General features: G+C 42.4%; 25 protein-coding genes. 4 read left to right on the forward strand and 21 right to left on the reverse strand.

What is annotated here, in order from left to right; all coding sequences use genetic code 11:
* Positions 1-254: 254 nt before the first annotated feature.
* On the reverse strand, positions 255-488 hold the full coding sequence (locus tag CU633_RS08055; RefSeq protein ID WP_101659218.1) for a hypothetical protein: 234 nt from the start codon (positions 486-488) through the stop codon (positions 255-257).
* A 138-nt stretch (positions 489-626) separates the two neighbouring features.
* Here CU633_RS08055 and pdaB point away from each other — a divergent pair, with 138 nt between their 5' ends.
* Positions 627-1,379, forward strand: a complete 753-nt coding sequence (gene pdaB / locus CU633_RS08060) for a polysaccharide deacetylase family sporulation protein PdaB (RefSeq protein ID WP_101659391.1) — start codon at positions 627-629, stop codon at positions 1,377-1,379.
* 19 nt (positions 1,380-1,398) lie between these two features.
* On the opposite strand, the gene CU633_RS08065 is transcribed toward pdaB, so the two are convergent.
* On the reverse strand, positions 1,399-2,028 hold the full coding sequence (locus tag CU633_RS08065; protein ID WP_101659219.1) for a KinB-signaling pathway activation protein: 630 nt from the start codon (positions 2,026-2,028) through the stop codon (positions 1,399-1,401).
* A gap of 146 nt (positions 2,029-2,174) precedes the next feature.
* On the opposite strand from CU633_RS08065, the gene gerD reads away from it, so the two are divergent.
* Complete coding sequence (gene gerD / locus CU633_RS08070; RefSeq protein WP_180954913.1) at positions 2,175-2,813, forward strand: spore germination lipoprotein GerD; 639 nt, start codon at positions 2,175-2,177, stop codon at positions 2,811-2,813.
* A gap of 86 nt (positions 2,814-2,899) precedes the next feature.
* Here gerD and CU633_RS08075 read toward each other — a convergent pair whose 3' ends face one another.
* The 3 genes from CU633_RS08075 to CU633_RS08085 form a co-directional block, all read right to left on the reverse strand.
* Entirely contained in the window at positions 2,900-3,952 is a 1,053-nt protein-coding gene (locus CU633_RS08075; protein ID WP_101659220.1) for an Mrp/NBP35 family ATP-binding protein, read from the reverse strand.
* A 158-nt stretch (positions 3,953-4,110) separates the two neighbouring features.
* Entirely contained in the window at positions 4,111-4,830 is a 720-nt protein-coding gene (gene cwlD / locus CU633_RS08080; protein ID WP_101659393.1) for an N-acetylmuramoyl-L-alanine amidase CwlD, read from the reverse strand.
* Between the two features lie 71 nt (positions 4,831-4,901).
* Complete coding sequence (locus tag CU633_RS08085) at positions 4,902-5,345, reverse strand: YbaK family protein (RefSeq protein WP_101659221.1); 444 nt, start codon at positions 5,343-5,345, stop codon at positions 4,902-4,904.
* Between the two features lie 298 nt (positions 5,346-5,643).
* Here CU633_RS08085 and CU633_RS08090 point away from each other — a divergent pair, with 298 nt between their 5' ends.
* Both CU633_RS08090 and CU633_RS08095 read left to right on the forward strand, forming a co-directional pair.
* Entirely contained in the window at positions 5,644-6,855 is a 1,212-nt protein-coding gene (locus CU633_RS08090) for a DUF4062 domain-containing protein (RefSeq protein ID WP_180954914.1), read from the forward strand.
* The gene (locus CU633_RS08095) at positions 6,848-7,036 is read left to right on the forward strand and encodes a hypothetical protein (RefSeq protein WP_101659226.1); all 189 of its coding nucleotides are present in this window, start codon (positions 6,848-6,850) and stop codon (positions 7,034-7,036) included. The genes CU633_RS08090 and CU633_RS08095 overlap by 8 nt, the downstream gene beginning before the upstream one ends.
* A gap of 186 nt (positions 7,037-7,222) precedes the next feature.
* Here the strand turns inward: CU633_RS08095 and rpsI are convergent, their stop codons facing one another.
* The 16 genes from rpsI to rplO form a co-directional block, all read right to left on the reverse strand.
* The gene (gene rpsI / locus CU633_RS08100) at positions 7,223-7,615 is read right to left on the reverse strand and encodes a 30S ribosomal protein S9 (protein WP_101659227.1); all 393 of its coding nucleotides are present in this window, start codon (positions 7,613-7,615) and stop codon (positions 7,223-7,225) included.
* A 20-nt stretch (positions 7,616-7,635) separates the two neighbouring features.
* A complete protein-coding gene (gene rplM, locus CU633_RS08105; protein WP_101659229.1) occupies positions 7,636-8,073 on the reverse strand; it encodes a 50S ribosomal protein L13 in 438 nt (145 codons plus the stop codon).
* A gap of 173 nt (positions 8,074-8,246) precedes the next feature.
* Positions 8,247-8,984 carry a tRNA pseudouridine(38-40) synthase TruA gene (gene truA / locus CU633_RS08110; RefSeq protein WP_101659231.1) on the reverse strand — a complete coding sequence of 246 codons (738 nt, stop codon included), beginning with the start codon at positions 8,982-8,984 and terminating at the stop codon, positions 8,247-8,249.
* Positions 8,985-8,999: 15 nt separating this feature from the next.
* Entirely contained in the window at positions 9,000-9,797 is a 798-nt protein-coding gene (locus tag CU633_RS08115; protein WP_101659233.1) for an energy-coupling factor transporter transmembrane component T family protein, read from the reverse strand.
* Complete coding sequence (locus tag CU633_RS08120) at positions 9,794-10,663, reverse strand: energy-coupling factor ABC transporter ATP-binding protein (RefSeq protein ID WP_101659235.1); 870 nt, start codon at positions 10,661-10,663, stop codon at positions 9,794-9,796. Before CU633_RS08120 ends, CU633_RS08115 begins: the two co-directional genes overlap by 4 nt.
* Positions 10,639-11,478 carry an energy-coupling factor ABC transporter ATP-binding protein gene (locus tag CU633_RS08125; protein WP_101659237.1) on the reverse strand — a complete coding sequence of 280 codons (840 nt, stop codon included), beginning with the start codon at positions 11,476-11,478 and terminating at the stop codon, positions 10,639-10,641. The genes CU633_RS08120 and CU633_RS08125 overlap by 25 nt, the downstream gene beginning before the upstream one ends.
* Positions 11,479-12,011: 533 nt before the next feature.
* Positions 12,012-12,374, reverse strand: a complete 363-nt coding sequence (rplQ, locus tag CU633_RS08130; protein ID WP_101659239.1) for a 50S ribosomal protein L17 — start codon at positions 12,372-12,374, stop codon at positions 12,012-12,014.
* An 82-nt stretch (positions 12,375-12,456) separates the two neighbouring features.
* Entirely contained in the window at positions 12,457-13,401 is a 945-nt protein-coding gene (locus CU633_RS08135; protein WP_101659395.1) for a DNA-directed RNA polymerase subunit alpha, read from the reverse strand.
* Between the two features lie 177 nt (positions 13,402-13,578).
* Positions 13,579-13,968: a 30S ribosomal protein S11 gene (rpsK, locus tag CU633_RS08140; RefSeq protein ID WP_101576187.1), complete on the reverse strand. Its 390-nt coding sequence runs from the start codon at positions 13,966-13,968 to the stop codon at positions 13,579-13,581.
* Between the two features lie 21 nt (positions 13,969-13,989).
* Positions 13,990-14,355 (reverse strand): 30S ribosomal protein S13, encoded by a 366-nt coding sequence (gene rpsM, locus CU633_RS08145; RefSeq protein WP_101659241.1) that lies wholly within the window; start codon positions 14,353-14,355, stop codon positions 13,990-13,992.
* A 23-nt stretch (positions 14,356-14,378) separates the two neighbouring features.
* Positions 14,379-14,492, reverse strand: a complete 114-nt coding sequence (rpmJ, locus tag CU633_RS08150; protein WP_000868344.1) for a 50S ribosomal protein L36 — start codon at positions 14,490-14,492, stop codon at positions 14,379-14,381.
* 37 nt (positions 14,493-14,529) lie between these two features.
* The gene (infA, locus tag CU633_RS08155; protein WP_010191517.1) at positions 14,530-14,748 is read right to left on the reverse strand and encodes a translation initiation factor IF-1; all 219 of its coding nucleotides are present in this window, start codon (positions 14,746-14,748) and stop codon (positions 14,530-14,532) included.
* Between the two features lie 310 nt (positions 14,749-15,058).
* Positions 15,059-15,805: a type I methionyl aminopeptidase gene (map, locus tag CU633_RS08160; protein WP_101659243.1), complete on the reverse strand. Its 747-nt coding sequence runs from the start codon at positions 15,803-15,805 to the stop codon at positions 15,059-15,061.
* A complete protein-coding gene (locus CU633_RS08165) occupies positions 15,805-16,455 on the reverse strand; it encodes an adenylate kinase (protein WP_101659245.1) in 651 nt (216 codons plus the stop codon). Before CU633_RS08165 ends, map begins: the two co-directional genes overlap by 1 nt.
* Positions 16,456-16,511: 56 nt before the next feature.
* Positions 16,512-17,807, reverse strand: a complete 1,296-nt coding sequence (secY, locus tag CU633_RS08170) for a preprotein translocase subunit SecY (protein ID WP_101659247.1) — start codon at positions 17,805-17,807, stop codon at positions 16,512-16,514.
* Positions 17,807-18,247 (reverse strand): 50S ribosomal protein L15, encoded by a 441-nt coding sequence (gene rplO, locus CU633_RS08175; RefSeq protein WP_101659249.1) that lies wholly within the window; start codon positions 18,245-18,247, stop codon positions 17,807-17,809. Before rplO ends, secY begins: the two co-directional genes overlap by 1 nt.
* Between the last annotated feature and the right edge of the window lie 23 nt (positions 18,248-18,270).

Consider the following 18,270-nt stretch of genomic DNA (forward strand, 5'->3'; position numbering starts at 1 on the left):
AAGATTAGCTCTTAAATAAAATAAATTAACGTTGACGTTTTTGCTTGCTTGTTCAGTTTTCAAAGAGCAATTTTTAACTCATTCGCCGTTCAAGGCGACTTTATTAATATATCATTTTGACAATGTTATGTCAACAACTTTATTCAAGAGAATATCTCCGCCACTACCGAGTTATTCATCAACCCTTGACAGCGACGTTTACTAATATACCAGGATGCAAAAACAAAGTCAACACCCTAATAAAGAAAATCGTGTTAAACTTTATCCCTTTTTAATTGTGTTTTCGTCGGCATATATTTAATGCATTCATAAGGATCAGCGATACGTTTAAATAAAGTAAATAATAAATAATACCTTTCCTGCATCGCCCGTTTTATAAGTGGTTCAATCCGCTCATCATTCCGGTCGAATATAATTTCATCCATTTCTCTCTTTAATAAATACTGCAGCTCTTTCTGTTCTTTTTCATTTATGATCATTCCAAGCATTCCAACACTTCCTTTCCAATACTTCAGTTCTTCTAGTGTTTTCGAATATCTTCTATTTTATAAACACAGTTTTTGATCATATTCATTTTTTCCGCGCATAGGATGTAGACAAGGAGTGCATTGGACGAGGTGAAGGATATGAATTTCTTTTTTGTCTTGAATGGAAAATCTGTAAAACAGTTTATGCTCATCGTTTTTGCTGCTTTTTTTACTGCCTGGTTTTTGTATATGGAATCGATTGTTCAAATTCCTGCTTTTTCGGGGAAGGATGGACCAAAGGCTGTTTTCAAAGGGGAAAAGGATATTGCATTGACCTTTAACATCGGCTGGGGTGATGAGAAGGCCGAACCAATTCTGGACACTTTAAAAACGGAAAATATTAAAGCCGCAACATTTTTCCTTTCCGGTTCCTGGGCAGAACGACATCCGGATTTAGTCAACCGCATCGTTAAAGAAGGCTTTGAAATCGGGATGCTCGGATATGCCTATAAGGATTACACCGATTTAGAAGAACCTGAAATCAGAAAGGACCTGATCCTTGCCAAAGAGGCATTTAAAAAATTAAATGTTAAAAACATCAAATTAATGAGGCCTCCAACCGGACACTTTGATCAAAAAACATTAAAAATAGCTGATCGGCTTGGGCTTACAGTTGTTCACTGGAGTGTGAACTCAAACGATTGGCAAAATCCCGGAATTGAAGTAATTCGCCAGAATGTCTCCAAAGCGAAAAAGGGCGATATTGTTCTTTTACACGCCTCCGATTCTGCCAAGCAAACAGCTGAAGCACTGCCGCTTATTCTCACGGATATTCGGCAAAAAGAGCTTAAGTTTGTCAGTGTCTCAGAAATGATCATGAATGGAGAGGCCGAATCAAAAGAAATCAAATAACGATAAAAGCCGTCCGATATTATTTGGACGGCTTTTTCTGAAGTTGCTGCCTATGCAGCTCCGAGCTTTCGTTTAGCTTATGAAGAATTAACAATTGATAGGCATTACAAACCAACAATGGAAAAAGCATTAAATAGAGCCAGCCTTCTTCATTCACTCGCAGGGCCGGCACCCATTCAACCGTTGTCACGACTGTCATGAAAAATAAAGCCGGGATAAAAGCCGCTCTATTCGTTTGTCTTGCCTTCATATTTGCCACGACTAAACCGACGAGCAGAATAAACACTGCCACTAACGTATAAGGAAGAATACTTTCTCCTTTACCAAAGGCCTGATATCGAAAATATACAAGGTCAAACAATACGAACGCAATCAACACCACTTGCACAGGAGCCCATATCGCCTTAAATATTCCAAGGCCAAAACGGTGTATCGTTAAGTACGCAAAAAATCCCATCTGACTGATAATACTGAAAATCAGCCCGACGCCAATTAACCAAAACAATATCGATAAAATTTCAATTAGATCAAAGTCAATGAATATGGATTTGAATTCATCCCAACGGACAATAAATCCGACAATCCCGGTTGTAATCCCGCCAATTAATAGCGTGGACATAAATAACCTTACCAAATTACGGCTAGTCACAAGCTTTCCCCCATACGATTCAACATTCACTCCTGATTGTACCAAACTAAAGCTTGAAAAATCTAGGTATTCGGTTTTAAACGCATATTTTTTCTCCTTTTTTCTCATCATAAAACCATGGATAGTAATGCGAAAGGAGCTTAAATATGAACCGAATTTATCACCTGCTCCTGCCTTTTCTTGTAATAGCTCTAATTTCAGGCTGTGCGCAAAATGAGTCAGGCGGCGGTCAAGTTGATTATGAAGAAACAAAGAAAATGGTTGTCGATATATTACAAACAGACGATGCAAAAAAAGCAATTGAAGAGATTATGACGAGTGATGGCATGAAGCAAAATCTTGTCATGGACCAAGCAGTGGTTTCTGATACGATCACCACTACATTAACATCTGACAAAGGAACCGATTTTTGGCGAAAATCGTTTGAAGATCCGAAGTTTGCGGAAAGTATGGCCAAAAGTATGGAAAAGGAAAATGAGCAATTACTAAAAAATTTAATGAAGGACCCGGAATACCGCGCAATGATGGTTGAAGTACTTAGAGACCCAGAACTGCAAAAAGATGTCACCGATATTTTGAAAAGCAATGATTACCGGAAACATCTTCAATCCGTCGTTTCAGAAACACTTGAGAGCCCGTTATATCAGGCTAGAATTCAGGATATCCTTTTAAAAGCGGCAAACAAGCAAGGCGGCGGACAACAGGGACAAGGTGGTGGTGGTGGCGGCGGTGACCAAGGCAGCAGCGGAGGCCAGAGCGGCGGCGGCGGTGGCGGTGGAGCTTAAAGTTTATAAGCATTTACAAGACTATAAAGGCTGGCATTTCCGCAAGGGAAAGCCAGCCTTGTTTCATCGAGTCGCTTCCGCTTTTCTTATTTTTCTATACTTGCGATGACATTTTCAGCAATTTGCCGATATATCGCTCCCAGTTTGTGATCCTCCTGATAAACAGAAGGAGAAAAATCCTCTTCATTCCAATCCGGCTGCGATAAAGGAAGCTGTCCGAGCAGCTTTGTCTGCAGTTCCTCTGCCAGCTTTTCACCGCCGCCCTGGCCAAATACATATTCCTTATCGCCCGTTTTACTTTCAAAATAGGACATGTTTTCAATAACCCCAAGAATTTCATGTTCTGTTCTTAATGCCATCGCCCCTGCCCGCGCTGCCACAAATGCCGCGGTTGGATGTGGGGTTGTCACGATGATCTCTTTGCAGGCTGGGAGCATCGTGTGTACATCGAGCGCTACATCCCCCGTTCCAGGCGGCAGGTCAAGAAGAATATAATCGACTTCTCCCCACTCAACTTCATGAAAGAAGCTGTTGAGCATTTTTCCAAGCATCGGTCCGCGCCAAATAATCGGGGCATTGTCTTCAACAAAGAAACCCATTGAGATCACCTTGACGCCAAATCGTTCTACAGGCAGAATCCGTTCGCCCCGAACAACAGGCCGCTTTGTGATCCCCATCATATCGGGAACACTGAATCCGTAAATATCTGCATCAATCAAACCGACTTTTTTGCCAAGCCGGGCCAGCGACACTGCTAAATTAACCGAAACTGTTGATTTTCCGACTCCGCCCTTTCCGCTCGCAACGGCTATAAAAGTTGTCTTGCTCGCCGGTGAAAGCAGGCCTGCTTCCTCAGCAGGAACCTCAGCACGGAATTTAGCCAGCACCTCTTCCGGCAGCTCTGCGAAACGAATCCCGACAGACTCGGCGCCGGCCTCTTTTAAAACGGCAACAATTTGCTGCTGAAGCTGAAGCTGTTCTCCCGTACCGGTTTTTGCAATCGCAATTTTTACACTGACATGGTTTTTTTCTTCCTTGATTTTAATCTCTTGAATCGCATTGACCTCTCCAAGCGATTTATGTAAAAAAGGTTCCTTCAAACCCGATAATGCCTCGCGAACTTTTCCTTCTGTGATCATTTATAAACACCCGCCTTTTGTATTCGTTTGCAATAGTAGTATAACACAAACCCGCCATCTGGCTGTTAACTCAATCACATTTGGAACAAGCAATTTTTCAAATTGTAAAATAAAATCTGTCATAAAACAGTAAAGAAGGCTCCTCTTTCTCGCCTTCTTTACCATTCGTCTTTCAACTCGCTTTCATTTGTATAATACCGCAAAATTCCTTCATAAATGGAGGCTGCTACTTTTTCCTGATAGGCATCCTTTTGCAGTTTCGCTCTTTCGCCCGGGTTTGACAAAAAACCGATCTCAACAAGGACACCCGGCTTTTTGGCATGCTTTAATATATACACATTGCTGATGGCCTTTGCTTTCCTGTCCGTATTTTCAAGGTTGCGCCGCAGTTCATCCTGAATAAATTTGGCAGCTTTCTTATTTTCTTTTATTTTTGGCGAGTAAAAGGTTTGCGCCCCGCTCCAGCGCGAGGAAGGAATTGCATTTAAGTGGATGCTCGCATAAAAATCGGCTTCGGATTCATTGATCATCTTGAGCCTTTTTTTCAAATCCTCAGCTTTTCTCCGGCTGTAGCCTCTCGTTCCTTTGTCGGCAAGGTCTTTATCGGTCTCCCTTGTCATGATGACCAAGGCTCCCTGCTCCTGCAGATATTCCCTGAGTTTTAATGAGACTTTTAAAGCAATGTCTTTTTCGAGCACTTGCATAGTGCCTGCACCGCCATCAGGGCCGCCATGACCTGGATCAAGTAAAATGATTTTCCCTGACAGGGGGAGGTTCCAGGATTTCCATGAATTGTTTTCTATAAAATCGTATTGCCATATTAAAAACAATACGAGAAGTCCTGCCATAAATATTCCCATCTTAAGTTTTTTCTTCATCGCCAAAATCACTCTCCTGCTCGTCCCATTTACTATTGAATATATGGGAGGCGTCGTGATTTTAGAACGGCTTAATGGAGGCGCAGTTTATAGCGCCGCTCTCCTTTTAAATAACCCTCTCTCCACCATGTTTCTACATATTGCTCACACATCGTTAATAATGTTTCATTATATACGCCTTCTTCACCCTTCCCCCAAAAGAGCAGGAAATGGTAAAGCGTATCAGTCAAATGCTTTTCTTCTTCTGTACACCTTTTTCGGGTCTCTTCGATGGCTTCACCGTAGTAGCCGAATTTGCTAAAGTTTGCGCCGAGCAAATATGCTTCGATTGCAACATCGTATAAAGCTTCCTCAAGGCCGGCATTCATTAATAAGCCCGTAATAAACCTCGACGATCCAAAATAATGCTGCACCTTTTTCTTCAATAAATTTACCGATATGTCACGCAGTACAGAGCGTTCATACTTGATTTGTTTAGCACGTTTCTTTTCTTTAAAGGAAGTAATGACGTTCAAGAAAATTCACCCCTTGAAGATATTTTTCATCCCGAAAAGACAAGACATTCAGGATCGGGCGGCCTTTCCTCTTCCAGTTTTTTTGGCTAAATTTATGAAGATTGATTTAGTGAAGGAGATTATTTTTGATTTTTATTCAAGGAAAAACTTGATACCACCTGAAGATGATTCATGAATGTAAATGAGTCACAACCAATGAGAGCTATTTTCCTCTCTGTTTTTTCTGTTCACTATAATCAGAATTTTTATGATAAAATAATTTTAGAAATAGAAATTTTATCCAAAGGAGGATCTGCAATTGAATATTGATGTCACCAAAATATTTATTAGTTCTTCCTCTCAGCAAACCCTTCAACCTTTAAGAGATAGAATTAAAGCGGCATTAGAGAATGCTGGTCACGAAACTGTTATGTACGAATATGGAGATATGGGATTATATACAGATGATCCTAATCAAGATTGCTTAACTAAGGTAAAGGATGCTGATGTTCTTGTTTTATTTATATCAAATAAAGCGGGAAGCCTAAGCCGTAGTAATCCTAATATCACCATTACCTATGCAGAATTTATGACTGCTCTAAAGAACGATAAAATTGTGATACCTATAGTGGAAACACAAATATTTAACTTCTATAAAGAGCATATTAAAGATGAATTAGACAGAGCGATCAACAAGTATGAAGAGGAACACGATCGCGAGCCTCGATTCACTTTTCCAATCGTAAAAGACCTTTTGGAAGAGCATAAAGAAAAGGACACTGTCTTACATAAAAGAATTACAGAGATGGATGTTGATGAATTTATATGGGCCTTTATCCATGACTGTTTTAAAATGACAAGATGGACATATGATTATCATATCGCAGATACACCTGACCTTTGCACTTTTCTTTTGCAAGTATTAAGTCAAGTATTAAGAAAAAGTACTAAATTTTATCTTCATGAAAAGGAAATCACTCAAAACCTGTTGCTTTACGATGAGCTAACTGTTTACCAAGACTCTGTAACAAACTTTATGAAGTGCATAAAAAATGCTCAGCTCAATCTTCCACTGTACTTTAAGACCTTATCTGAGTATTTGCCGGGCCAATCAATTTACGACCCTTACAGTGATTATGCGGAACATCCTGTACCTGTTGTGAATATATCTGAATGTAAAGCCATTACCTTATACAAAAAAAATGGAGACATCCTCTCTTTAGTTGATTCTTATGGAAGTAAAACTCCAACTCAACTCTTTAATATAACTGATGATGATTCATTTGTTGCTCAAACTTATAATAAAGATATGGAACACCAAGAACATATTTTTTACTCAGAAGAGAAACAAATGATTTACATGACAAAGAAAGTGGGAGAATTAGTTCTATCTTGTCACTTCCAATTATCGCAAGTATGGTCAAGTCGGCGTGTTAACAGCTATGAAAGTGAAATTGTTAGTGCTATAATGGATAAAAGGCAACCATTTGATTTTGCAATAGACCTATTGGGAGGGATGTTAAATGAGTAAGGATAGTGCAGTATATATTGGTTCGACTCCAAAGCATCTGACTCGTATAGCTAAAGAAACGGAAATGAAAAAAAAATCTGAAAACAATAAACGTTTACTTGAATCTTTAGGATATAATAATAAATCTCATATACGTGGTAAATCATCATTAACTACAACGGTAACTGTAAAAAAAGCGTAGAAAAATCTGCGCTTTTTTACGTTACAGATACTTTAAAAGAGCAAACTGCGGAGAGGTTCAAAGGTTACATTGAGTTACGATATGCGGTCAAAAAATTTTTTCATGGTCAAAATGTGGTCAAAAGCCAATTTTCGCAATAAAAAAGACCCCTAACCAATAAAGGTTGAGAGCCTTGAAATTTGATAATTAACGCTTTGAGAACTGAGGTGCACGACGGGCGCCTTTAAGACCGTATTTCTTACGTTCTTTCATGCGTGCATCACGAGTCAATAGTCCTGCGCGCTTTAATGTTGGACGATATTCCGGATCAGCTTGCAGTAACGCACGAGCGATACCGTGGCGGATAGCGCCAGCTTGACCAGTGTAGCCGCCGCCAGTTACGTTTACAAGGATGTTGTATCTTCCAAGAGTTTCAGTTGCTACAAGCGGCTGTTTAACAACCTCACGTAAAGCTGCGAATGGAATGTAGTTTTCGATATCACGATCGTTGATGATGATTTGTCCATCACCAGGCACTAAACGTACGCGAGCAACGGAGCTCTTACGACGACCAGTACCAATATATTGAACTTGTGCCATATTAATAACCTCCCTTTAAATTACCCGCGAAGTTCGTAAACTTCTGGTTTTTGTGCTTGGTGCGGATGCTCGCTGCCAGCATATACGTTCAATTTTTTAAACATTTGACGGCCAAGAGAATTCTTTGGAAGCATGCCTTTAATCGCAAGTTCCAGCATTTTCTCAGGGTAGTTTGTACGCATTTCAAGAGCCGTTCTTTGTTTTAGTCCACCTGGATGCATAGTGTGGCGGTAGTAGATTTTGTCAGTAAGTTTTTTACCTGTTAACTCGATTTTTGATGCATTTATGATGATTACATGATCACCAGTGTCCACATGTGGTGTATAAGTTGGTTTATGTTTTCCACGCAGAATTGATGCTACTTCACTAGCAAGACGGCCCAGCGTTTGGCCTTCAGCATCAATTACGTACCATTTACGCTCGATATTATTGGCATTTGCCATAAACGTTGTACGCATGATTTACCCTCCTAATAAAAATCAATTACATTTATTGGTCTCATATATTTTCAATCACGATTCACTTTCCGGGGCTTATCGTGGGGCTAAAATACATACCATATGATATAATACCTTGTTGGTTCCAGTTTGTCAACACCAGGATTAGTTGTCATGGAGCTTTTTATACCTCTTTAATAAAAAACTTTCCATAAATATAAGCCATGTCCCGGGCTTGTCTTTCCGGCATGTGTGCGGTCCCGCTTTTCAAGGATTTCCGGTATCTCATACGGGCTTCGTTCTCCTGAACCAATTTCCAGCAAAGTACCGACAATGATCCGGACCATATTATACAAAAATCCGTTCCCCACCAGGCGAAATCCGAGCAGATCCCCTTCTTCAAAAAACTCAATTTCCTTGATCGTCCTCACTTTGTCTTCGATCGCCGTCTTCGCGGAACAGAATGAAGTGAAATCATGGCTCCCGATAAAAAATTTCAAAGCTTCCTTCATCGCGATATAGTCGATTGGATAAGGAAATTGATAGGCATAGTTGCGCTTAAATGGATCCCGTCTCGCTGATGGATGCACGAAATAACGGTATTCCTTGCCGACGGTATCGAATCTCGCATGGAAGCCCGCCGCTGCCTTTTCAACCCTGTTGATAGCAATGTCTCCCGGAAGCAAGCTATTTAAAGCCAGCTCCCATTTTGAAACAGGAATCTGCAAAGGCGAATCAAAGTGGATGACCTGACCCTTGGCATGCACGCCTGCATCTGTCCGCCCTGAAGCGGTCACAGGCACGGAATTTCCTTTATGCAGCCTGGCGAGCGCTGTTTCCAATTCCTTCTGAACGGTTCGGGCATCGGGCTGAACCTGGTAGCCGGAAAACTGCGATCCATCATATGAAAGGGTACATTTATAACGTTGCATTCTGCAGCAGCTCCATTATGATCGATATAAAACAAGCAGCACAGTGATAGCAAGAAGAAGCGCGATCATCGCCGTATCGAGGCCTGTCCATTTTAGCTGGCGGTACCTTGTCCGCCCTTCACCGCCACGGTAGCCGCGCGCTTCCATCGCTACCGCCAGTTCTTCCGCCCGCTTGAACGAACTGACAAACAGCGGGATTAAAAGCGGGACAATCGCCTTGATCCGGTCCTTGATTGGACCGCTTGTAAAATCGACTCCTCTTGCTGTTTGGGCTTTCATGATTTTATCTGTTTCCTGCATTAAAGTCGGAATAAACCGCAAGGAAATGGACATCATAAGCGCTAATTCATGAACCGGAAACTTTATCTTGTTCAGCGGGTTTAACAGGCTTTCCAATCCGTCGGTAATTTCGATTGGTGTTGTCGTCAGCGTCAGCAGCGAGGTTGTTACAATCAGCAGGAAGAACCGCAATGAAATGAATATCCCCTGCCTTAAACCTTCTTCATATATGTTAATTGGGCCAAGTTCAAATAACAGCTGTCCTTCTTTTGTTAAAAACAGATGGAGAATAACCGTAAAAAGAACAAGCCAGAGAACAGGTTTTAACCCGCCATAAAGAAAGCGGACCGGTATTTTTGACATTGCGGCCATAAATACGGTATAGGCAGCAAGAATGGCATAAGTTAAAGCATTATTGGCAATAAAAACAATACATACAAACAAAAAGACAATCAATAATTTGGAGCGGGGATCCATCCGATGAATCGCAGATTCAGCAGGGACATAACGGCCGAAAATCATTTTTTCCATCATTTCGGTCTCTCCCCCTTCCAAAGATGTGCAACCGCATCTGTTAATTGCTCCATCGAAAGGTATGTTCTATCGAATTTTATCCCGAAAACTTCTTCTATTTTCAGCTGAAATCGAACCACTTCCGGAACATCAAGGCCAAGATTGATCAGTTCAGCAGGGTTCGAGAAAATTGTTTCTGGTGTCCCTTTTTTAAATACCTTCCCGCTGTTCATAATCACGATCTCGTCGGCATAGCGGGCGGCATCTTCCATGCTGTGCGTGACCAGCATTGTTGTCAGGCCTCTTTCCTGATGGAGACGGTAAAACATCTCCATGATTTCTCTTCTTCCCCGTGGATCCAATCCGGCCGTCGGCTCGTCGAGAACAATGACGTCGGGCTCCATCGCTAAAACTCCGGCAATCGCGACCCGCCGCATTTGCCCGCCCGATAGGTCAAACGGCGACTTTTCGAGGATGTCTTCCGGCAACCCTACTTGCTTAATCGTTTCGCGGGCCCGCCTTTTTGCCTCATCTTCCGGCACACCGAAATTCATTGGCCCAAAGCAGATGTCCTTTTCGACCGTTTCCTCGAACAGTTGATGCTCCGGGAATTGAAAGACAATTCCTACCTTTTGGCGAATCGGGCGGAGATTTTTTTCTTTTTTATCAGCGGTAATTTCCCTGTCCCCGATCAAGACTTTGCCCTTTGTCGGTTTTAACAGGGCATTTAAATGTTGGAGGATCGTCGATTTCCCTGAACCTGTATGGCCAATTATCGCCATATATATGCCTGAAGGGATATCCAGGTTTACGTCCTTGATCGCAAGCCTTTCAAAAGGGGTATTTGCCTGGTATGAGTATTCTACTTGCTGTAGCGAGATGTCCATAGCTCAGTCACCAACTCTTCTTCCGACAGAAATTGTTTCGACACAGGAACACCCTTATTCCGCAATGCTTTGCTGACCTTCACCGGAAATGGAATATCAAGGCCAAGCTCAATTAATTCCTCGTCCAATTGAAATATTTCTTCAGGTGTGCCTTCCCGATATATTTCTCCTTTGTTCATCACTAAAATCCGGTCTGCTTTCGCAGCCTCCTCCAGATCATGGGTAATTGAAATAACGGTCAGTTGCTTTTCGTTTTTCAACTGTCTCACGGTATCCAATACTTCTTCCCGTCCGCGCGGATCAAGCATTGAGGTTGCTTCATCGAGGAGAATGATCGCCGGCCGCAATGCCAGGATTCCGGCAATCGCGACGCGCTGTTTTTGTCCCCCCGACAGATGGTGCGGCTCTTGATCAAGAAATGGTCCCATCTTGACTCTGTCTAATGCTTCTTGAACACGTTTGACCATCACATCTCTTTCGATCCCATGGTTTTCTAAACCAAAAGCCACATCATCCTGAACTGTTGTGCCAACAAACTGGTTATCAGGATTCTGAAAAACCATCCCGAGCTGTTTGCGGATGTCCCAGACTGTTTCTTCAGTGAGCTCCATGCCACAAACTTCAATCGTTCCTTCTTTCGGGAACTGAAGTCCGTTCAACAGCTTTGCCAGTGTTGATTTGCCGGAGCCATTATGCCCGACAATCGCCAGCCATTCACCCTCAAATAATGTAAATGATACATTGTTAAGTGCCATTTCCTGTTGGCCTTCATATTGAAAAGATACATTTTCCAACACAATCAACGGCTTTTTCATTGCTGCTCCTCCTCTCATCTCCGAAAACTTCACTCATCTCTTTTTATTGCTGAAATATAAAAAAAGCCTGCACCTCTCCCCGGGCGAAAAGACTTTTTCGCATTGGCCACAATATTCCAAAGGAATAGGGGGAGGTGCATGAGCTAGACGAGACAGGACAGCAATAGGAACAAGCACGCTTTAAGCTTGTTTCCGCAATAGGAACAAGCGGCTTTTGGCTTGTTTTCCAAGCAAAATTAGCTCGGCAGAATTGCATTTCATTTCAGCCTTCAATATAAAGGCTGCATATGACATTTATTGCGGGCGGGTACGCTTTGGTATCTGACATGCCTGAAAGCCCGGCCTAAATGTCACTCCTGCTCATTATAACGCTCTATTTGGGCTTTGCTGGAGAATTTATCAGAACAGCACCAGCTTCGCTTGGAACCAGCGTATTCCTGCGAAGTATATATTGATGCTTTCCTGAATTTTAAAAAAAGGGCATAGAACAAGTTCTGTTAAAACTGTCCGCCGCCCTTGTTAAATGTGCAATATTAAACTAGCTCAATGATAACCATTGGTGCACCGTCACCGCGGCGAGGACCTAGTTTCATGATGCGAGTGTATCCACCCTGGCGCTCTCCATAACGCGGGGCAACGTCAGCAAATAATTTTTGCAATGCATCCTGGTTTGTTTCAGCATCTGCTACTTCATTGCGGATGAAGGCAGCTGCCTGGCGGCGTGCATGTAAATCTCCACGCTTTCCAAGAGTGATCATTTTTTCTACAACTGAACGAAGCTCTTTCGCACGAGTTTCAGTTGTTTCAATGCGCTCATTGATGATTAAATCTGTAGCCAAGTCACGTAACATAGCTTTACGCTGTGCGCTTGTGCGTCCTAACTTTCTGTATCCCATGAGAGTTTCCCTCCTTTGTTGAAGTCTGTCTTGCACGAGAAGCTAACATCAAAAATGGCTAGTTACACACATTGTTAACTAGTCAGTCGTCTTTACGTAAGCCCAGTCCAAGCTCTTCCAGTTTATGCTTTACTTCTTCAAGAGACTTGCGTCCTAAATTACGTACTTTCATCATATCTTCTTCCGTTTTGTTGGCTAATTCCTGGACGGTATTGATGCCAGCACGCTTTAAGCAATTATATGAACGAACCGAAAGATCAAGCTCTTCAATAGTCATTTCCAGAACTTTTTCTTTTTGGTCTTCTTCTTTTTCAACCATAATCTCAGCATTTTGTGCTTCGTCAGTTAAACCAACAAAGATGTTTAAATGCTCGGTCAAAATTTTCGCCCCAAGAGCAATCGCTTCTTTTGGACCTGTGCTTCCATCTGTCCAAACATCAAATGTCAACTTATCATAGTTTGTCATTTGACCAACACGTGTATTTTCCACCTGATATTGAACGCGTGAAACTGGTGTATAGATAGAGTCAATAGGAATAACGCCGATAGGCTGATCTTCTCTCTTGTTCTGATCAGCTGGAGTATAACCACGGCCTCTTCTAGCCGTTAAACGCATGCGCAGGTGACCGTTCGATCCAAGCGTAGCAATGTGCAGATCAGGATTCAAAATCTCGATGTCACTGTCATGCGTAATGTCAGCTGCAGTTACGTTTCCCTCACCTTGAACGTCGATCTCAAGCGTCTTTTCTTCATCAGAATAGATTTTCAATGCTAGTTTTTTAATGTTTAGTATGATAGATGTAACATCTTCCACGACGCCTTCAATTGTTGAAAATTCATGAAGCACTCCATCGATTTGAATCGACGTGACAGCGGCACCTGGGAGTGAGGATAATAGGATACGACGTAAGGAGTTACCCAAAGTTGTACCATATCCACGCTCAAGTGGTTCCACAACGAACTTCCCGTATTTGGCATCATCGTTGATCTCAACCGTTTCGATTTTTGGTTTTTCTATTTCGATCATCAAATATATACCCTCCTTCAAAACGTCGGAACCCCGGCTGGATTTTCCCTACCGAAATTTCCCCCATGTATACGTTCCCGTTTGTGCACAACAACTGGAGTTAATGTTTCTGTACGAACATAAAAAAATTGTATCATATCCCATTATAGACAGGGATACAAAATCTATACAGAAAAATTATACTCGGCGGCGTTTTGGCGGACGGCATCCATTATGAGGAACTGGAGTTACGTCTCTGATTGCTGTTACTTCAAGACCAGCAGCTTGAAGAGCACGGATAGCGGCTTCGCGGCCTGCACCAGGTCCTTTAACCGTTACTTCAAGAGTTTTCATGCCATGTTCTTGAGAAGCTTTTGCCGCAGTTTCTGCCGCCATTTGAGCAGCAAATGGAGTGGACTTACGAGAACCTTTAAAGCCAAGAGCTCCGGCACTGGACCAGGAAATCGCGTTACCATGTACGTCAGTAATGGTTACGATTGTGTTATTGAAAGTTGAACGAATATGTGCAACGCCTGCTTCAATATTCTTTTTCACACGGCGTTTGCGTGTATTAGTTTTACGAGCCATTAATAGTACCTCCTTTACCGATTATTTCTTCTTGTTCGCTACAGTCTTACGAGGACCTTTACGAGTACGGGCATTGTTTTTCGTATTTTGTCCGCGAACGGGCAAACCACGGCGATGACGCAATCCACGATAGCTTCCAATTTCCATTAAACGCTTAATGTTAAGGGAAACTTCACGGCGAAGGTCACCTTCTACTTTTAATCTGTCAATGATTTCACGGATTTTATTTAATTCATCTTCCGTCAAGTCACGAACGCGAGTGTCTTCAGAAACACCTGCTTCAGCCAGTACTTTTTGAGCAGTACTTTTACCGATACCAAAAATGTAAGTTAAAGAGATAACTACACGTTTTTCACGTGGGATATCCACTCCAGCAATACGTGCCATAAACTTCAGCACCTCCTTCAAAATTAACCTTGTTTTTGTTTATGCTTAGGGTTTTCGCAGATAACCATGACTTTGCCGCGTCTGCGGATTACTTTACACTTTTCGCAGATCGGCTTAACAGATGGTCTTACTTTCATTATTCTAACCTCCTTAATAGTACGGAGTGCATCAGGATTATTTAAAGCGGTACGTAATTCTTCCGCGGGTTAAATCATATGGAGAAAGCTCAACCGTTACTTTATCACCCGGTAAAATGCGAATAAAGTGCATGCGAATTTTGCCCGAGACATGAGCCAGTACAGTATGACCATTTTCTAATTCTACCTTAAACATGGCATTAGGCAAAGTTTCAATCACGGTGCCTTCTACTTCGATTACATCATCTTTAGCCATCGAACTCGTCTCCCTTCTTCTTTCAACACGTATTCTTCCAAACGTTTTGCAGGGCAAAGCGTGGTTTTCATTTTTTCGCAGCCTGTAGCTTTCCGCTGTGAACATATTCAGTGATGCGCAATTTTCGAGCAGAAAATGTGGTAATCCTCATTTTGTTTCAGCATAAAAGATGTTTACGCTGATATAAACAAATCGATAAACCTTTCATTTTCCAACCTTATAATTATAGCATATTGAATGGTTTTGCGCCCGCATTTTTCATCGGAATTTTATCCAAAACTGCGAAACGCACATTTCCAGGCAATTGGATCTAGATTTTTGTTAAAATCTCATAACCAGTTTCAGTAATCGCAATCGTATGCTCAAAATGGGCACACATCTTTCCATCTACTGTAACCACTGTCCAATCGTCCGCTAATGTTTTTACATATCGACTGCCTGCATTCACCATCGGTTCAACAGCAAGTACCATGCCAGGCCTTAAGCGCGGCCCTTTATTCGGAGGACCGTAATGAGGAATTTGCGGGTCCTCATGTAAGTCTTGCCCGATTCCGTGACCGACATACTCACGCACTATGGAAAAACCGTTTGTTTCGACGTGCGTTTGGATCGCATGGGAGATGTTTGATAGACGTTCGCCTGGCTTAGCTTCCTTGAGTCCTTCATAAAGAGAAGCTTCGGTTACGTCCAATAGACGCACCGTTTCTTCATCTATTTTCCCAACAGGATACGTCCATGCTGAGTCACCATGATACCCGTTAAACTTCGCACCGATATCAATGCTGATTATGTCGCCCTCCTTGAGGACACGGCTACCTGGTATCCCGTGAACAAGCTCATTATTGACAGAAGCGCAGATGCTGCCACTAAATCCGTTATACCCTTTAAAAGAAGGATAAGCATCAGACGCACGGATAAACCGATCAGCAATTGCATCGAGTTCTTTCGTGGTCACGCCAGGAACTATATATTTTTTCAACTCCTGGTGGGTTAGTGCCACTATTCGTCCGGCTTCCCTCATGATCTCTATTTCACGGGGAGTTTTACAAATAATCATTACTTTAAGCCTCCGAGCAACTTGTCAATATCAGCAAAAACCAAATCGATATCCTGCTGACCATCGATGTTGCGTAAGTAGCCTTTTGTTTCATAAAAGTCCAATAAAGGCCTGGATTGTTGAATGTTCACATCAAGGCGATTTTTAACTGTTTCCGAATTATCATCTGCGCGCTGATATAATTCTCCGCCACAGCGATCACACACATTCTCGACAGCAGGAGGATTAAAAACAAGATGATAGGTGGCACCGCAGTTTTTGCAAATGCGCCGACCAGTTAAGCGCTCCATTAGAATGGATTGATCGACATCAATATTAATGACGTAATCTATTTTCATTTCCAGGCCTGACAGCATATCCTCAAGCGCTTCTGCTTGAGCAACCGTTCTTGGAAATCCATCTAATAAGAAGCCTTTTTTACAGTCATCCTTGCTTAATCGTTCACGGACAATGCCGATTGTTACTTCGTCAGGAACAAGCTCGCCTTTATCCATAAATGATTTTGCTTTTAAACCCAGTTCCGTTCCATCTTTGATGGCTGAACGGAACATATCTCCTGTTGAGATATGAGGGATGCCATATTTGGCAACAATTTTTTCGGCTTGCGTGCCTTTTCCTGCACCCGGAAGCCCCATTAACACTAAATTCATCCGTATCCCCCTCAGTCTCTAATCGGCTTTAGGGAACAAAAGTCCCCAAAACCAAATTATTTAATAAAGCCTTTGTAATGGCGCTTTACAAGCTGAGCTTCAAGCTGCTTCATCGTCTCCAGGGCAACCCCTACTACGATAAGCAAGCTCGTTCCACCAATTTGGGCAGATTGAGGAAGTCCGGCAAATTGGGTAAAGAATACCGGCAGAACAGCAATAAGCGCTAGGAAAATCGAGCCGACTAATGTCAACCGATATAAAACCCGGGTCAAATATTCTTGAGTGTTTTTCCCCGGACGTATTCCAGGAATATATCCGCCTTGCTTTTTAAGGTTTTCCGAAACCTGCTCTGGATTCACCTGGATAAAGGCATAAAAATACGTAAAAGCGATAATCAAGGCCACATATAAGCTCATTCCGATCGGACTTGTATAATCAAACGTATCTTGAATCCATCTCGTTACATCATTCGAGCCGAAAAACGAAGCAATCGTCGGCGGAGTAACAACAAATGAGACCGCGAAAATGACCGGGATAACTCCCGCTGCATTTACTTTTAATGGTAGATGCGTTGATTGGCCACCTGTCTGACGGCCTGCCGCCGCCATCCTTTTCGCATACTGGATCGGGATTTTACGCAGTGCTTGTTGAATGAAAATCGTTCCGACAATAATCGCGATTACAGCAAGAACGATTAACAATACGGTCACAATCCGAAGAAATAGGTCTTCGCCCGCATTCTCAAACTGCTGGGCGTAAACCTGGTTGACCGCTGTCGGAATACCGGCAACAATACCGGCAAAAATGATAATTGAAATCCCGTTGCCGACACCTTTTGCTGTGATTTGTTCACCGAGCCACATTAAAAATGCAGTACCTGCCGTGAGAACAATTGCAATCAGCAAATAGGTAGTTATACCAGGGTTTTCAATCAGCATGCCGCCCGCCATTGCGTTGAAGCCATAAGACATACCAACGGCCTGGATTAAACCAAGCACAATTGTAAAATAGCGGGTAAACTGGGCCAATTTGCGGCGTCCAACCTCCCCTTGCTTTGACCATTCCGTAAACTTTGGCACGACATCCATCTGTAAAAGCTGAACGATAATCGAGGCTGTGATATACGGCATGATTCCCATCGCAAGAATGGAGAAGTTAAATAACGCGCCGCCGCCAAATGTATTCAGCACGCCAAAAACATTAAGTTCATCTTGTGCTTTTAAAATATCGGCATTCACATTGGGTACAGGTATAAATGCACCGATGCGAAATACAATCAACATTAAAAGGGTGAATATGATCTTTCGTCTTATTTCACCCACGCGCATAAAATTGGAGATTGTCTGAAACATTAGATCACCTCAGTTTGACCGCCGGCAGCTTCAATCGCTTCCTTGGCAGCAGAGGAGAATTTATGAGCTTTAACTGTAAGCTTTTTCTCAACATTTCCTTTTGCAAGAATCTTAATTCCTGCTTTCCCGCTGGAGACAACACCTGTTTCGATCAGAAGTTCTGGAGTAACTTCAGTACCGTCTTCAAAGCGGTTAAGCGTCTCAAGGTTCACAACTGCATATTCTTTACGGTTGATGTTCGTAAATCCACGTTTAGGCAAGCGTTGGAAAAGAGGTGTTTGACCACCCTCAAAGCCAGGACGAACACCGCCGCCGGAACGGGCGTTTTGACCTTTATGACCTTTACCGGCAGTTTTGCCGTTACCAGAACCAATACCGCGACCTTTACGTTTACGTTCTTGACGAGAACCTTCTGCAGGTTTTAATTCATGAAGTTTCATTTTGGCACCTCCTTATTCAAAGA

The sequence above is a fragment of the Bacillus sp. V3-13 genome, from assembly GCF_002860165.1.
In the GTDB taxonomy this organism is placed as follows: domain Bacteria; phylum Bacillota; class Bacilli; order Bacillales; family Cytobacillaceae; genus Bacillus_BJ.

What these genes read in the sequence shown, in the direction of transcription:
- CU633_RS08135 (WP_101659395.1), bottom strand. Translation starts at nt 13,401, where the DNA reads ATGATCGAAATAGAAAAACCAAAAATCGAAACGGTTGAGATCAACGAT.
- pdaB (WP_101659391.1), top strand. Translation starts at nt 627, where the DNA reads ATGAATTTCTTTTTTGTCTTGAATGGAAAATCTGTAAAACAGTTTATG.
- truA (WP_101659231.1), bottom strand. Translation starts at nt 8,984, where the DNA reads ATGCAACGTTATAAATGTACCCTTTCATATGATGGATCGCAGTTTTCC.
- CU633_RS08120 (WP_101659235.1), bottom strand. Translation starts at nt 10,663, where the DNA reads ATGGACATCTCGCTACAGCAAGTAGAATACTCATACCAGGCAAATACC.
- map (WP_101659243.1), bottom strand. Translation starts at nt 15,805, where the DNA reads ATGATTATTTGTAAAACTCCCCGTGAAATAGAGATCATGAGGGAAGCC.
- CU633_RS08055 (WP_101659218.1), bottom strand. Translation starts at nt 488, where the DNA reads ATGCTTGGAATGATCATAAATGAAAAAGAACAGAAAGAGCTGCAGTAT.
- CU633_RS08125 (WP_101659237.1), bottom strand. Translation starts at nt 11,478, where the DNA reads ATGAAAAAGCCGTTGATTGTGTTGGAAAATGTATCTTTTCAATATGAA.
- rplM (WP_101659229.1), bottom strand. Translation starts at nt 8,073, where the DNA reads ATGCGTACAACGTTTATGGCAAATGCCAATAATATCGAGCGTAAATGG.
- CU633_RS08095 (WP_101659226.1), top strand. Translation starts at nt 6,848, where the DNA reads ATGAGTAAGGATAGTGCAGTATATATTGGTTCGACTCCAAAGCATCTG.
- rplQ (WP_101659239.1), bottom strand. Translation starts at nt 12,374, where the DNA reads ATGGGATACAGAAAGTTAGGACGCACAAGCGCACAGCGTAAAGCTATG.
- rpsK (WP_101576187.1), bottom strand. Translation starts at nt 13,968, where the DNA reads ATGGCTCGTAAAACTAATACACGCAAACGCCGTGTGAAAAAGAATATT.
- CU633_RS08165 (WP_101659245.1), bottom strand. Translation starts at nt 16,455, where the DNA reads ATGAATTTAGTGTTAATGGGGCTTCCGGGTGCAGGAAAAGGCACGCAA.
- CU633_RS08075 (WP_101659220.1), bottom strand. Translation starts at nt 3,952, where the DNA reads ATGATCACAGAAGGAAAAGTTCGCGAGGCATTATCGGGTTTGAAGGAA.
- rpmJ (WP_000868344.1), bottom strand. Translation starts at nt 14,492, where the DNA reads ATGAAAGTAAGACCATCTGTTAAGCCGATCTGCGAAAAGTGTAAAGTA.
- CU633_RS08115 (WP_101659233.1), bottom strand. Translation starts at nt 9,797, where the DNA reads ATGATGGAAAAAATGATTTTCGGCCGTTATGTCCCTGCTGAATCTGCG.
- cwlD (WP_101659393.1), bottom strand. Translation starts at nt 4,830, where the DNA reads ATGAAGAAAAAACTTAAGATGGGAATATTTATGGCAGGACTTCTCGTA.
- rpsM (WP_101659241.1), bottom strand. Translation starts at nt 14,355, where the DNA reads ATGGCACGTATTGCTGGAGTGGATATCCCACGTGAAAAACGTGTAGTT.
- rpsI (WP_101659227.1), bottom strand. Translation starts at nt 7,615, where the DNA reads ATGGCACAAGTTCAATATATTGGTACTGGTCGTCGTAAGAGCTCCGTT.
- secY (WP_101659247.1), bottom strand. Translation starts at nt 17,807, where the DNA reads ATGTTTCAGACAATCTCCAATTTTATGCGCGTGGGTGAAATAAGACGA.
- rplO (WP_101659249.1), bottom strand. Translation starts at nt 18,247, where the DNA reads ATGAAACTTCATGAATTAAAACCTGCAGAAGGTTCTCGTCAAGAACGT.
- gerD (WP_180954913.1), top strand. Translation starts at nt 2,175, where the DNA reads ATGAACCGAATTTATCACCTGCTCCTGCCTTTTCTTGTAATAGCTCTA.
- infA (WP_010191517.1), bottom strand. Translation starts at nt 14,748, where the DNA reads ATGGCTAAAGATGATGTAATCGAAGTAGAAGGCACCGTGATTGAAACT.